Annotated in this window: 17 protein-coding genes; 12 read left to right on the top strand and 5 right to left on the bottom strand. The window is 33.5% G+C overall.

What is annotated here, in order from left to right; all coding sequences use genetic code 11:
* Positions 1-127 precede the first annotated feature (127 nt).
* The 4 genes from EUC40_RS16125 (at position 128) to EUC40_RS16110 (ending at position 3,652) form a co-directional block, all read left to right on the top strand.
* Complete coding sequence (locus tag EUC40_RS16125; protein WP_000933701.1) at positions 128-1,069, top strand: magnesium transporter CorA family protein; 942 nt, start codon at positions 128-130, stop codon at positions 1,067-1,069.
* A gap of 198 nt (positions 1,070-1,267) precedes the next feature.
* Positions 1,268-2,164 (top strand): permease, encoded by an 897-nt coding sequence (locus tag EUC40_RS16120; RefSeq protein ID WP_000418729.1) that lies wholly within the window; start codon positions 1,268-1,270, stop codon positions 2,162-2,164.
* 3 nt (positions 2,165-2,167) lie between these two features.
* Positions 2,168-3,037, top strand: a complete 870-nt coding sequence (locus EUC40_RS16115) for a TIGR03943 family putative permease subunit (protein WP_071712568.1) — start codon at positions 2,168-2,170, stop codon at positions 3,035-3,037.
* A gap of 108 nt (positions 3,038-3,145) precedes the next feature.
* Entirely contained in the window at positions 3,146-3,652 is a 507-nt protein-coding gene (locus tag EUC40_RS16110) for an acyl-CoA thioesterase (RefSeq protein WP_000148200.1), read from the top strand.
* A gap of 125 nt (positions 3,653-3,777) precedes the next feature.
* On the opposite strand, the gene EUC40_RS16105 is transcribed toward EUC40_RS16110, so the two are convergent.
* A complete protein-coding gene (locus tag EUC40_RS16105; RefSeq protein WP_000505094.1) occupies positions 3,778-3,864 on the bottom strand; it encodes a YjcZ family sporulation protein in 87 nt (28 codons plus the stop codon).
* A 160-nt stretch (positions 3,865-4,024) separates the two neighbouring features.
* Between EUC40_RS16105 and cls the strand changes: the two genes are divergently transcribed.
* From cls to EUC40_RS16085, 4 genes are all read left to right on the top strand, one after another.
* On the top strand, positions 4,025-5,209 hold the full coding sequence (gene cls, locus EUC40_RS16100; RefSeq protein ID WP_071712569.1) for a cardiolipin synthase: 1,185 nt from the start codon (positions 4,025-4,027) through the stop codon (positions 5,207-5,209).
* Between the two features lie 31 nt (positions 5,210-5,240).
* On the top strand, positions 5,241-5,699 hold the full coding sequence (locus EUC40_RS16095) for a spore coat protein (protein WP_156575975.1): 459 nt from the start codon (positions 5,241-5,243) through the stop codon (positions 5,697-5,699).
* A 145-nt stretch (positions 5,700-5,844) separates the two neighbouring features.
* A complete protein-coding gene (locus EUC40_RS16090) occupies positions 5,845-6,024 on the top strand; it encodes a hypothetical protein (protein WP_001045957.1) in 180 nt (59 codons plus the stop codon).
* 102 nt (positions 6,025-6,126) lie between these two features.
* Positions 6,127-6,747 (top strand): NAD(P)-dependent oxidoreductase, encoded by a 621-nt coding sequence (locus EUC40_RS16085; protein WP_156575974.1) that lies wholly within the window; start codon positions 6,127-6,129, stop codon positions 6,745-6,747.
* A 24-nt stretch (positions 6,748-6,771) separates the two neighbouring features.
* Here the strand turns inward: EUC40_RS16085 and EUC40_RS16080 are convergent, their stop codons facing one another.
* The 3 genes from EUC40_RS16080 to EUC40_RS16070 all read right to left on the bottom strand — a co-directional run bounded on the left by EUC40_RS16080 (position 6,772) and on the right by EUC40_RS16070 (position 9,641).
* A complete protein-coding gene (locus EUC40_RS16080; protein WP_071712572.1) occupies positions 6,772-7,254 on the bottom strand; it encodes a DUF456 domain-containing protein in 483 nt (160 codons plus the stop codon).
* A gap of 1 nt (position 7,255) precedes the next feature.
* A complete protein-coding gene (locus tag EUC40_RS16075; RefSeq protein WP_156575973.1) occupies positions 7,256-8,563 on the bottom strand; it encodes a hemolysin family protein in 1,308 nt (435 codons plus the stop codon).
* Positions 8,564-8,771: 208 nt separating this feature from the next.
* Positions 8,772-9,641: a hypothetical protein gene (locus tag EUC40_RS16070; RefSeq protein WP_156575972.1), complete on the bottom strand. Its 870-nt coding sequence runs from the start codon at positions 9,639-9,641 to the stop codon at positions 8,772-8,774.
* 256 nt (positions 9,642-9,897) lie between these two features.
* On the opposite strand from EUC40_RS16070, the gene cbpA reads away from it, so the two are divergent.
* The 4 genes from cbpA (at position 9,898) to EUC40_RS16050 (ending at position 13,272) form a co-directional block, all read left to right on the top strand.
* Positions 9,898-10,545, top strand: coding sequence for a cyclic di-AMP binding protein CbpA (cbpA, locus tag EUC40_RS16065; protein ID WP_156575971.1), 648 nt, complete (start codon positions 9,898-9,900; stop codon positions 10,543-10,545).
* Positions 10,546-10,993: 448 nt separating this feature from the next.
* A complete protein-coding gene (brnQ4, locus tag EUC40_RS16060) occupies positions 10,994-12,331 on the top strand; it encodes a branched-chain amino acid transport system II carrier protein BrnQ4 (RefSeq protein WP_395592176.1) in 1,338 nt (445 codons plus the stop codon).
* Between the two features lie 66 nt (positions 12,332-12,397).
* Entirely contained in the window at positions 12,398-12,727 is a 330-nt protein-coding gene (gene csaA, locus EUC40_RS16055; protein ID WP_156575969.1) for a chaperone CsaA, read from the top strand.
* A 17-nt stretch (positions 12,728-12,744) separates the two neighbouring features.
* On the top strand, positions 12,745-13,272 hold the full coding sequence (locus EUC40_RS16050; protein WP_156575968.1) for a DUF1572 domain-containing protein: 528 nt from the start codon (positions 12,745-12,747) through the stop codon (positions 13,270-13,272).
* Here EUC40_RS16050 and EUC40_RS16045 read toward each other — a convergent pair.
* Positions 13,245-13,550 (bottom strand): permease, encoded by a 306-nt coding sequence (locus EUC40_RS16045; protein ID WP_156575967.1) that lies wholly within the window; start codon positions 13,548-13,550, stop codon positions 13,245-13,247. The genes EUC40_RS16050 and EUC40_RS16045 overlap by 28 nt on opposite strands.

Here is a 13,550-nt window from a genome sequence, read left to right as displayed (position 1 = left end):
AAAACGTTTTCAAAATAATTTTTCTATTGAAATTTAAACGTATGTTTCATATGCTGAACATGGCGGTTCAAAAACTGTTGTTTAAGTGAGGTAGATTCCCACATGTAAAAAGAATCGGGGTGATAGTATGTTAAATATGTATTTAACAGACCGAAACGGAAAACTACAAGAGATTGAGGAAATGCAAAAGGGTTGCTGGATTAATGTACTTCATCCAACGGAAGAAGAAATTCAATATCTAGTACAAACTTTAAATGTAGACTTAGATTTCATTAAAGACCCTTTAGATGATGAAGAACGCTCTCGTATTGAAAAGGAAGACAGTAATACTTTAATTATCGTGGATATTCCGACAGTTAGACATGATGAAGAAGGAAATTCGATTTATGACACGATTCCAATAGGTATGATTGTCATGCCAGATTGTTTTGTTACAATTTGCTTAGAAGAAAACCCAATTTTTGAACGTTTTATTAACCAACGTATTAAAGAATTTTATACGTTTAAAAAGACACGCTTTGCACTTCAGCTCTTATATACAATTTCTACTTATTATTTAAGATACTTAAAGCAAATTAATCGAAAAACAATCGATTTAGAGCATCAATTAAATAAATCGATGAAAAATAAAGAGATTTTCACATTGTTAGGCCTTGAAAAAAGTTTAGTATACTTTACAACGTCATTAAAGGCTAATAAAATTGTAATTCAAAAATTAATGCGTAATAGTACATTTTTAAAAATGTACGAAGACGATCAAGATTTATTAGAAGATGTATTGATTGAAAATAAGCAGGCTATTGAAATGGCGGAAATATATAGTCACATTTTAAGTGGAATGATGAACACTTTTAGCTCCGTCATATCAAATAATTTAAATAGTGTTATGAAACTGTTAACGTCTATTACAATCATTTTATCTTTACCAACGATGGTTTCTAGTTTCTTTGGAATGAACGTAAAGGTTCCGTTTGAAGGGGAAGCGCATGGCTTTGTAATTGTACTCATCATATGTGTAACACTATCTTTCACATTAGCATTTGTGTTTTGGAAGAAACGTTACTTTTAACGATAAGAAAGCTGCTCTAGCATAGTTATAAAACTACGTTAGAGCAGCTTTTTTATTATAAAATCCCAATTTTGACAAAGGATATAAGGTGTAAAATGTAATGTCTAGAAAGGGTATGAATTCCTTATAAGTCTTGTTCAAATAATAAAATGGGGTTAAAATTACATATTGTTAATGAAAAGTTGGAGGAAATACATCATGGAATTGTTTCAATTACCGAAAGCATTCCTGCAAATGAATACAATCTTTATCTCAATATTGATCGAAGCACTTCCGTTTGTGCTAATTGGTGTATTTATTTCAGGATTCATTCAAATGTTTGTGACAGAAGATATGGTAGCAAGATGGATGCCGAAGAACCGATTTCTGTCTGTTTTGTTAGCTACTTTTTTAGGCATGATGTTCCCAGGCTGTGAATGTGGAATTGTTCCGATTGTAAGACGATTAATTGGAAAAGGCGTTCCACCATACGCGGGGATTGCATTTATGTTAACTGGACCAATTATTAATCCAGTTGTATTATTTGCAACATATGTTGCCTTTGGAAGTAGTATGCACATGGTATGGTATCGTTCTATTGTAGCGATTATCGTAGCAATTATCGTTGGAATTATATTATCATTTATGTTTAAGGAGCATCAATTAAGAGATGATCACTTCCCAGAAGTGAATCATAAGCGTCCATTACGTAAAAAAATGTGGGACGTATGTACACACGCTGTTGAGGAATTTTTCTCAATGGGAAAATATTTAGTGTTAGGAGCGTTAATTGCTGCTGCAGTTCAAACGTTCGTACAAACCTCAACACTTCTTGCTATTGGACAAGGGCCGTTTTCTTCATCAGCTGTTATGATGGGACTTGCTTTTATTTTATCACTTTGTTCAGAAGCGGATGCATTTATTGCATCGTCATTCCAAAGTACATTTTCAACAGCATCACTTGTCGCGTTCCTCGTATATGGACCGATGGTGGATATTAAAAATATGTTTATGATGCTTGCGACATTTAAAACGAAATTTGTAATTGTCGTTACGGTTACAGTTACACTTGTGGTTTATGCGAGCTCACTACTCATATATGCGATGGGGTGGTAGATTATGTTTCGAGCATATATATTATTAGGTTTTACAATTTTAATTGCGCAACTTCATATTTCAGGTAATATTACGAAGTATATCAATATGAAATATGCTTATTTATCAAAAACAGCGGCTATTATTTTAGGATTTTTAACGATTATACAAATTATTATCGTTTTCCAGAAAGAGCATCAAAAGGAGAAAGAACAGCACAATTGTGGATGTGATCATAGCCATTGTGGGCATGATCATTCAAAAGATGAAAATACTTGGTGGAAACGAACATTTTCTTACACTTTGTTCTGTTTCCCAATTGTTTCAGGATTATTTTTCCCGATTGCGACATTAGATTCGGATATTGTTAAAGCGAAGGGCTTTCATTTTCCAGTAGCACAGGCAGAAAGTAAAGATCCATTTATGACAAGGCAATTTTTAAGACCTGATACGAGTATTTATTACGGAAAAGAAGGCTATCGTGGTGTAATGGAGAAAGGGAAGAAAGAGTTTGTTACGAAAGATAATATTGCTTTAAAAGATGAAGATTTCTTAAAAGGTATGGAGACGATTTATAATTATCCTGGCGAGTTTACTGGGAAAAAACTATCCTATAAAGGATTTGTTTTCAGAGATGATTCATCTAAAAAAGAACAATACTTCTTATTCCGTTTCGGTATCATACATTGTGTAGCGGATTCTGGTGTATATGGTATGTTAGTGAAAAAACCAGAAGGGGTAGAATGGAACAATGATGATTGGATTCAAGTTGAAGGAGAAATATCAACTGAATTTTATCAACCATTCCATGCGAACATTCCTGTTTTAGAAGTAACGAAATGGAATAAAGTTGAACAGCCGAAAGAACAATATGTATTTAGAGGAGCCGATTGATAACATCGGTTCTTTTTTATGGACTAAATGTTCTAAAGATTGCTAATATTAAACATGTAGTTCACATGATGCAGTATGTATGGATAAATAATTAAAGGGGTGAAAACAGTGACAGGAGTTAAGGGGAAAACAGCAAATGAATCTAGAGTGTTTAAAACGAGCCGAGTATTTCCAACAGATTTAAATGATCATAATACGCTATTTGGTGGAAAGATATTAGCGGAGATGGATATGGTTGCTTCCATTTCAGCAACGAGGCATGCAAGAAAAGAATGTGTCACAGCTTCTATGGATTGGGTAGATTTCTTACATCCGGTTCGTTCTTCAGATTGTGTAAGTTATGAATCCTTTGTAATTTGGACGGGAAGAACTTCAATGGAAGTATTTGTGAAGGTAGTAGCTGAAGACTTAATTTCAGGTGAGAAACGTATAGCAGCAACTTCATTCGTTACTTTTGTTGCTCTTAGCAAGGAAAATAATCCAGTTCCAGTTCCGCGTGTCATTCCTGAAACAGAAGAAGAGAAAGAACTACATCGCATCGCTGTGTTACGTGCAGAACAACGTCATATACGTAAGGCAGAAAGTAAGAAAGTAGCTACATTACTAACTTTTTGAGTTGAATATGTAGTCATCAAAATAACCATCAAGACTGAAATAGTTTTAATATGGAAAAGAGGACACCTTAAATAGGTGTCCTCTTTTATAGTTTTTTCATCCACATATCATATGACAGTAACTACTTAGCAGAAGCAAGCAGCACCGACGATGATTAAGAGGATAAATAATACGACTAATAGCGCGAATCCATTACCATGTGCGAAGCCCATTGTTATTTCCTCCTTTTATTTTAAGATACAACATACAATATGCAAATGAGCTATCGTTTGATATGGACATATATCATGTAATGGCATATTTTCTTGCATGATAATGTATTAAAAAAGGGAAGATATAGAAATAACAGTAAGTGGAGAAAGGAAAATATCCATGAAACACTTTTTCGCTATACTCCTTTGTTTAATAGGTGTATTCATTTGGATGAACATCGATGTGGAAATGGGGAAAAAAATGGCTAGTGAATATGAATTAGGACAAGTTCGATTAGGGGAATTTCAACTATATACGAACGGTGAAGAGTTATATACGAAATTATTTGAGGATATACGTAATGCAGAAAAGTACATATATATCCATTTTTATATTGTAGGTAAAGATGAAATAAGCCAAGAGTTTTTGCGGTTGCTTGAAAAAAAGGCATCGAGTGGAGTAGAAGTAAAATTGTCAGTTGATCGAATAGGTGGATATAAGCTGAAGAAAAAGATACTCCGTCAACTAAAAAGAAATGGTGTCCAGTTTACGTTTAGTAAAAAGCCTAAACTGAAAAATATTTTCTATTCATTGCATCAACGGAACCATAGACGCATTGTTACGATAGATGGAAAAGTATCATATGTCGGCGGCTTTAACATTGGAAAGGAGTACCTTGGACAAGATCCGAAATTTGGTCCGTGGCGTGATTATCATGTACGAGTCAAAGGGAATGGTGCCACGGATATGGAAAGAAAATTTGCTGTTGACTGGAAAGAAGATACGGGAGAAAAAATGCCTCTACATGAAAGTTTACCTGTGATAGGGAATGTAAAATATCAATATTTATTTTCAGATGGAAAAGGATTATGGGAAGAATATGGAGCGCTTTTAAAGCAAGCTAAAAAGTCTTTAATTATTGCTACGCCATACTTTGTACCAAGTAAAGAAATGATGAAAGAGTTAAAAGATGCATTAAACCGCGGTGTCAACGTGAAAATTCTCGTCCCATTTAAAAGTGATGCCGTATTGTTAAAACAAGCTGCCTATCCGTATTTGAAAGATATGTTACATGCTGGAGCGGAGATTTATCAATATCGGAATGGCTTTTTTCACGGGAAAGTAACAATCATTGATGGAGAAATTGTGGATATTGGGACAGCGAATTTTGATAATAGAAGTTTTTATTTAAATTATGAATCTAACTGTATCATATATGACAAAACAGTTGTTGATGACGTATGGAGTCGATTAAAAGAAGACTTTCATAAATCAAAACGATTTTCTGAAGAAGATTTTGAAAAAATAAGTAGCTGGGATTGGTTTCTAGCAAGAATAGCGAATGTAATCGCATCATATTTATAGCATATGAATAAAAGGTAAGGGAGGAGTTTAAATGGACTGTATGAAAGAATTAATGAGATATAGTTATATGCTAATCTACAAGGTAGGAGAGTATACTGGAAGGGTTCGTGATGAAGAGTTAAAGGATTTATTACAACACCATTTACCGTATATGTTACAAGCATATAATGAACAAGTGAACTTTCAAGAAGGAGAAAATGTACAGCGAATAACTTGTGAACCAATGTCGTTTCATTTACCCGAAATAGAAAAGGGAATAGACGATAAATATACCGGGGATATTCGTATTGCAATTTGTTATATCTCGCATTTAAAACGATTAGCATTAAAGTTGGCTCAAGTAGCAGTTGAAGTTGCAAATCCAGAATTTCGCTCGTTTTTGGAAAATTGTTTCTTGAAAATGAATCGCTATGCTTATAGTGTGTGGCAATATGTTATGAAGAAGGAATATAAAATTAACCATGCATATGAAAATGAGAAATTTGCATAAAAAACTAAGGTGACAGGGGCCTTAGTTTTTTTGTTATTAGAAAATTTACAAATATTTACCGTATATTTACTATTTGTCAATCTCTCCTTTAAAAATAGAGAGTAATATGGGATTGTACATATTCTATCAAAAGGAGGAAACGCAAATGAACAAATGGGTTAAATCATTAACTGCTATGGCACTTGCAAGTTCTTTATTAATGGTAGGTTGTAGTAAAGATGAGGACAAGAAGAAAGAAGACGATACAACAACACAACAAGAGGATAAAAAGGATAAAGAAACAAGTGGCACTGAGAAGTCTACGGATTCTAAAGAAAAGAAATAAAGTAATAATAGAGCTTCCTCTTATAAATGAGGAAGCTTTTTTGTTGTAAATTGATTGAGATTATTGAAAAATAGAGAAAGAATGGAAAGAGGGGGAAAACAAATGAAAGTATGTATATTGGGAGCAACAGGGCGAGTAGGTTCAAACGTAATAAAATTAGCATTAAAGGACTCAGCTGAAGTGACTGCATTAGCGCGTAATTTAAATAGAATAGAAATACAGCATGAAAGGTTACGAGTTATAGAAGGTAATGTATGGAACGAACAGGATATAAAGAAAGTGATAAAAGGAAGCGATATAGTAATTAGCGCACTTGGTACGGATCAAAATGGGACGTTAGCGAAGAGTATGCCGCAAATTATAAAGCAAATGGAAGAAGAAGGTGTAAAGAAAATCATTACTATAGGAACAGCTGGTATTTTACAGGCAAGAATAAATCCAAGTATATATCGTTTTCAATCAGCGGAATCAAAAAGGAAAACGACAACGGCAGCAGAAGATCACTTAGCTGCGTATAAAGAACTTAGTAATAGTAATGTATGCTGGACTGTCGTTTGTCCGACACATTTAATAGATGGTGAGGTGACAGGCGTATATCGAACTGAAAAAGATATCTTACCAGAAGGCGGCTCGAAAATTACAGTTGGTGATACAGCACATTTCACATGGGATTTGTGCCATAAAAACATATACGAAAATAGTCGAGTAGGTATTTCCTATTAAAAAACCATCCCAAAAGTGGGATGGTTAGAAAATGATATAACATACGAAGATGATAATCATAATGATTTGTAGAATGGCTTTGGCTACAGTACTGCTTAAAAATCCAACGACAGTAGCAACTCCTACTAGAAAGGCGTCTTTTGGCGCCTTTTTATGCATTAGCTCAGTTATAAAAACCGATAAAAATGGTATTATAATTAAACCGAATGGCGGGAAGAAGAATGATCCGACAATGATCGAAACCATACCAACACGTTCGCCCCATTTTGAACTGCCGTATTTTTTTAGGAAATATCCATTTGCAATAAAATCAGCAACGAAAATAAATAGTGTGAAAATCGCTTGAACAATCCAAAAAGAAATCGTTAGTTCTCCGCCATTTATACCAAAATGGTAAATCAAATATCCAGCCCATACAGCTAGAATACCTGGAATAATGGGATAAATAAAGGCGAGAAATGAAACAATGAAACAGGCAATGATACAGATTGTTAATAATGCAGTCACTTTATAACTCCTTTTTAATATCCAATTTATGTACAGCTATTTTTTTAATTTGATGTCCATCAAGTTCTAATGCTTTAAATTGAAACCCATCATACTCAATGGAATATCCAGATTCAATATTTACATCAACTGCTTGAGAGAGGAGCCAGCCTCCGATTGTATCCAAGTCGCTATCATCAATATGTAGACCGAATATATCATTTACTTCAGAAATAAGTACTTTTCCATCTAAAACAGTAAGCTTAGGGGTACGCTTTTCAATCATAGGCGATTCATCCGCATCAAATTCATCTTGAATTTCCCCAATGATTTCTTCAAGAATATCTTCCATTGTTAAAAGTCCAGCAGTACCACCATATTCATCCATAACGATTGCCATCTGAACACGATTCTTTTGAAGATGGACTAACGTTTTACGAATTGGAACAGTTTCAAATACAGTGAGTACGGGATGTATATACGACTCAAGTGGTTTATAAATCCCTTTCGTTTGATCATGGAATACTTCTTTCGTATTAATCATCCCGATAATATCATCTTTATCTTTTTCAATGATAGGATAACGTGTGTATTTTTCGGTTGCGACGATATCCATGTTTTCTTCTAACGTATTTTCAGTAGATAAGCAAATCATTTCAGTACGAGGGACCATGATTTCTTTTGCAACGCGGTCATCAAATTCAAAAATATTATTTACATATTTATACTCGGTTTGGTTTATTTCGCCGCTTTTAAAACTTTCACCTAAAATAAGTCGTAACTCTTCTTCAGAATGGGCAAGTTCATTTTCTTTAGCAGGTTCTAAACCAAATAGCTTTGTGAAAAATATAGCAGTACTATTTAATAACCATATGAAAGGATACATAATTTTATCAAACCAAATGAGTGGTTTAGCAAATTTTAAAGCAATGGTTTCTGCTTTTTGAATAGCAAAAGATTTTGGAACTAATTCTCCTAATACAACATGGAAAAATGTAATTACACTAAAAGCGATAATAAAGGATAAAGTATTCGCCATTGTTCCAGTAATATTAATTTTTTCGAATAGTGGTCGCAGTATGTGCTCCACAGTCGGTTCACCAAGCCAACCAAGACCTAAAGATGTAATTGTAATACCGAGCTGACAAGCAGATAAATAGACGTCTAAATTAGATACAACGCTCCTTGCAGCCAATGCCTGCTTATTTCCTTCATTTGCAAGCTGATCAATTCGACTTTTTCGTACTTTTACAACAGCAAATTCTGATGCAACGAAAAAGCCAGAAATAAGAATAAGTACAAAGATGAGAAAGATATTTAATATGTCCAAGTGTGTTCTCCATTCCAAAGTGTGGAATAAAGATGTCACCTCCTGCAATTATGTTATACTTTTATAATAAATCTAAATGAAAAGAATAGTCAAAGAAAAAGGGCAAATATTGGTATGTTTCTGTAATAGTTTTTGAATTTGTTGTTATTTTGTCCGCTATACAGAAGGAATAACCCTCTACTTGGAGATTATAGAGGGTCATTCCAAATTACGGTTTTGAAATACTTCTCGTTAAGGCGTATGATTGTTGTTTGAAGTAGTTTGTTGTCCAAAGTGTTTGAAGGAAAGAAAGTATGCTATATGGGATATAGAGTAGTAATAGACCGATTGTAACAATGATGGGTACATTTCCGCCAAATTGGACGATAAATTGTAATAATCCGTTTGCATGGAAAACGCATTCCATAAAAACGAATGAAATAATAATGGAACTTAAAATAGATTTATGATTTGAAGTAAGAGCTAAAAATAATGTATCTACAAGAAAAGAAGAGTGTTTTATTTCATATTCATTTGTGTTATTTAAGAAAGGAATCCATTTTTTTATTGCTTGCATAACGATAATCATGGAAGTACTACATACGATGATAAAAGATGAGTAGTAAGGAAGGTTTATAAATTGTGCGACGTATAGAAGCAGTAATAAGACTGAGCATTGTAATATTACAGTACAAAAAGAGTAAGGAATCCATTTTAATAGGGTAGTAAATTTTTTAAACGAGTTAGGTGCTTTAAAAAATAAATGGCCGATACCTAAACTTATGAAGAATCCGATCGCAAGAGTAAAGGTAAAACGAACAATTGATAAAAAATATATTTCCCATATGTAAGGGAATAACGGTGTTGGATGATTCGAAGTATGTATCATTTGATTTGCTGAGACAAAGATAGATTCATGCATCCAATCAATTTTTGGAATTGATATAGAAGAAAGATGAGCGAAGTTTTGAAAAATGCTAATAAAGCCATTTTGATAAGAGTAATTGTGTGTAATAAAAAGAGCTGGAATAGGACTTATGACAAAAATAACAATAACACCAAATAAAAATTTGCATATATGTGAGCGTAACAATGACATATAACCACCTACTCTTAGAATATTCAGAAAATTCTTATTCTTATTTTAGCGTTTTTTGAATGAAGTTACAATATATTTTTCATTGAGTTATTGAGAGAGAAGATTGATAGTGAAAAATATGCAAGTGAAGGATTCATGAATAAATTATGACAAGAAAAAGAATAATTTTCAGAAAAATAAAATAAATTATTTATTTTTTTCTGAAAATATAATATAGTTATGGCACAGAAAGTATTTTAACATAAGGAGGCTATTTATGAGGATTAAAGGGAATTATGTGCCGAAAAGGGAAGTTTTATTTTGCTCAAGTTCAATTACGATAGGGGAAGCACTGGAGCATTTGAACAAAACTGGCTATCGTTGTGTACCAGTTTTAGATGGAAAAAAAGAAAAATATTTAGGGAACATATATAAAGTAGATATTTTAGAATATAAAGGATCACTAGAAGAAAGTGTATTACAATTATTGAACGATAAAGATGGATATGTGAGAGAAGATTCTTCTTTCTTTAAAGTCTTTTTTACAATTAAAAAACTACCTTATTTATCAGTAATTGACGAAAAAGGGGTGTTCCTAGGAATTTTAACCCATAAGAAAGTTTTTGAGTTACTAGAGGATGCATGGGGCGTTCATTCTAGTAAATACTCTGTTATGATTGGAACGCAAGATTATAATGGAGCGATCCAAAAGTTATCGACAGTGTTAAAAAAATATACTGGCATCCAAAGTTTAATGACTTTTGATAATGATGCGTTATTAGTTCGTAGAATTATGTTTACATTAGGAGAAGAGTTTAACGATGGTGAACTAGAACTGTTATTGAAAGATTTAGAAGACCACGGATTTAGAGTTGTGTATGTAGAAGAGATGAATAATCCACGTGAAGTTGAAACGATAGAGTAATTCGCAAAAGCCATCTCATATGTTGGATGGCTTTTGTTATTTCATTTGCAAAAAAAGTATTTTAAAATAACTTTATGTAAATGGTGTAATGACCGAATAAAGTTTGTGTAGAAGAATGAAAAAGTAGATAATTGTGATTTTCAAAAAAATCAATTTGAAAATATGTTTTTATTTTTCAACTAAATATGTTACTATATGTGTGATAAAAACAAAGAGGTCTGACAACTAAACTCCACGTAATACCACTCTAATGACTTGAATATTCAAAAAAATCAAAAATCAATAATTGTATTAATAATTAGAGTAATAAATAAGGGGAATGGAGAAATTATGGAGAAAGACACTGCTTTGTAAGGGGCATTTTTATCATCTTGAGCAGAGAGGAGGATGCATAGCATATTGTAAAGATAGAGATAAACAATGGAAAAGTGCTATGCAAATGAAAAGTATGAAGGGACGTTTAAGGCCAGGTGATACGGTAGCAATTGGTTTAATGCTATTTGCATTATTTTTAGGAGCAGGGAACTTGATTTTCCCGCCAGTTTTAGGGCAACAAGCTGGAGAGAATGTTTGGATTGCTACAATTGGATTCCTTGTAACGGGAGTCGGATTACCCCTATTAGCTGTTACAGCTGTCGCGTTTGTAGAGGGGGACTTGAAAGCGCTATCTTCTAGAGTTCACCCTATATTTGCGTTTATTTTCCCATTGGTTAGTTATTTAGCAATTGGACCATTTTTCGCGATTCCGCGTACTGGAGCTGTTTCGTTTGAAATGGGTATGAAGCCATTTCTATCAGATGCAATGGTTTCAGAATGGTACATGCTATTTCTTTTCACTATAATTTTCTTCGGAATAACGTGGTATTTATCATTAAATCCATCTAAATTAGTGGATTGGTTTGGAAAGTTCCTTACACCATTATTAGTATTAATTGTTGCTGTTATTGTCGGAAAGGCAATTATTGATCCGATTGGAGAACCAGCTGCGCCGTTAGCTGCTTACAAAGAAAATGCTTTCTTTGGTGGGTTTATTCAAGGATATTTAACGATGGATGCAATTAGTGCGCTTGTATTTGGAATTGTCGTTGTACAAGTTATCCGCTCTAAAGGGATAAAAGAGAGTAGTCAAGTTGCAAAAATAACAGTAGTATCAGGTATTATTGCAGTACTTGGTTTAACGTTAATCTATTTATCACTTGCTTATCTTGGTTCAACAAGTACATCACTTGGGGTATCAGAGAATGGTGGACTTATTTTAACGAATGTTGTAAATGAGTTATATGGAACAAGTGGTAAAATTTTATTAGGACTTGTTATCATACTCGCTTGTTTAACAACTTCTGTTGGATTAACATCTGCTTGTGCGGGGTTCTTTTCAAATTTATTCCCGAGATTTTCGCATAAAATGATTGTAACGTTAGTATGTGGATTTAGTTTAATTGTATCGAATTTAGGATTAACACAATTAATTACAGTCACTTTACCAGTGTTAATGATCATTTATCCAGTTGCAATTGTATTAATCGTTCTTTCGTATTTCCATAAGTGGATAGGAAAGCGTAATACAATTTATATTGGAGCAATACTTGGTGCCTTGTCCATTAGCTTATTTAATGGTTTAGAAAGTGCGAATATCAAAATTGACGCAATTTCAAATGTACTCCAAATGTTACCTTTATATAAAGAAGGAATAGGGTGGTTAGTCCCAGCGTGTATTGGGGGGATTATCGGTTTCTTCTTCTATAAATCAAATGAATCAAGTGAATTACAAAAGAAAGGTGCTTAGGCGCCTTTCTTTTTTTAAAGGGGATTTATAGATTTTGTCTAAGTAATAATTGGGAGGAATGATACGATGGCTAATTTTGAAGATTTTTTAACTTTGGATGTAAGAATTGGAACGGTAATACATGCAGAGGAATTCAAAGAAGCGAGAGTTCCAGCGCTCAAACTAAAAATTGATTTTGGGGAAATTGGGATAAAGCAATCAAGCGCTCAAATTACGAAGAGATACAGTCCGGACGATTTAATCGGTCAGCAAATCGTTGCCGTTGTAAATTTTCCACCAAAACGGGTAGCTGGATTTAAATCAGAAGTGCTTGTTTTAGGAGGCGTACCTGGAGCGGGTGATGTTGTATTACTTCAGCCTAATATGGAACTGCCAAATGGTACAAAAATTAGTTAGTGTAAAGGCGGGGGAATATGGATATTGGACGAGAATATTTACAATGTGCCATTTCGAATTTTAAAGCAACAAAGAAGCAAGGAGAACGGGTGCTTTCTCAATTATCATATGAACAGATTGAATGGTCTTCTCATGAAGAAACAAATAGCATAGCAGTTATTATAAAGCATCTGCATGGTAATATGAGTTCGAGATGGACGGATTTTTTAACGTCTGATGGTGAAAAAACAGGTCGTAATCGAGATGCTGAATTTGAAGGCGGTTATCATTCTAAGGAAGAGATTCTCGCGATATGGAATGAAGGCTGGGAATATGTCTTTAATACCATGAATGTGCTAACGCCGGAACATTTATTGCAAACCGTATATATTCGCGGTGAAGCACATACTGTCATACAAGCAATTGAAAGACAAATTTCACATTATGCTTTACATATTGGACAAATGATTTACATCGGTAAAATGTTAAAAGAAAATGAGTGGGAATGTTTAAGTATTCCTAGAGGACAGTCTGCATGTTATGTAGAGAAAAAACGTTCAATATAATAATAGGAAAGAAATCGATATGAAATTGGAAATAAGAAAATAAGCCAAATAATAGATGGTTCTGTAATCATAAGAATACTGCCAAAAATAAGTCCAAATATAATAAGAAAGAAATTAAAAAGTGTATTTACAGGGATGAACCTTGAGATGAACACTTGCTGTCGTTTAAAGCAATCAATGTGAAATAAATACAAGTGGAAGTACCATGTGGCAGTAATAAGATCTTTCTTTCGCGTAATTTTTTTTTGGCATATATGACAGATGAACGGTGGTTGCAT

Source organism: Bacillus luti, from assembly GCF_009739945.1.
Taxonomy (GTDB): Bacteria; Bacillota; Bacilli; order Bacillales; family Bacillaceae_G; genus Bacillus_A; species Bacillus_A luti.
The sequence above is the reverse complement of the archived record's forward strand: the minus strand, read 5'-3'. Positions and strand labels throughout refer to the sequence as shown.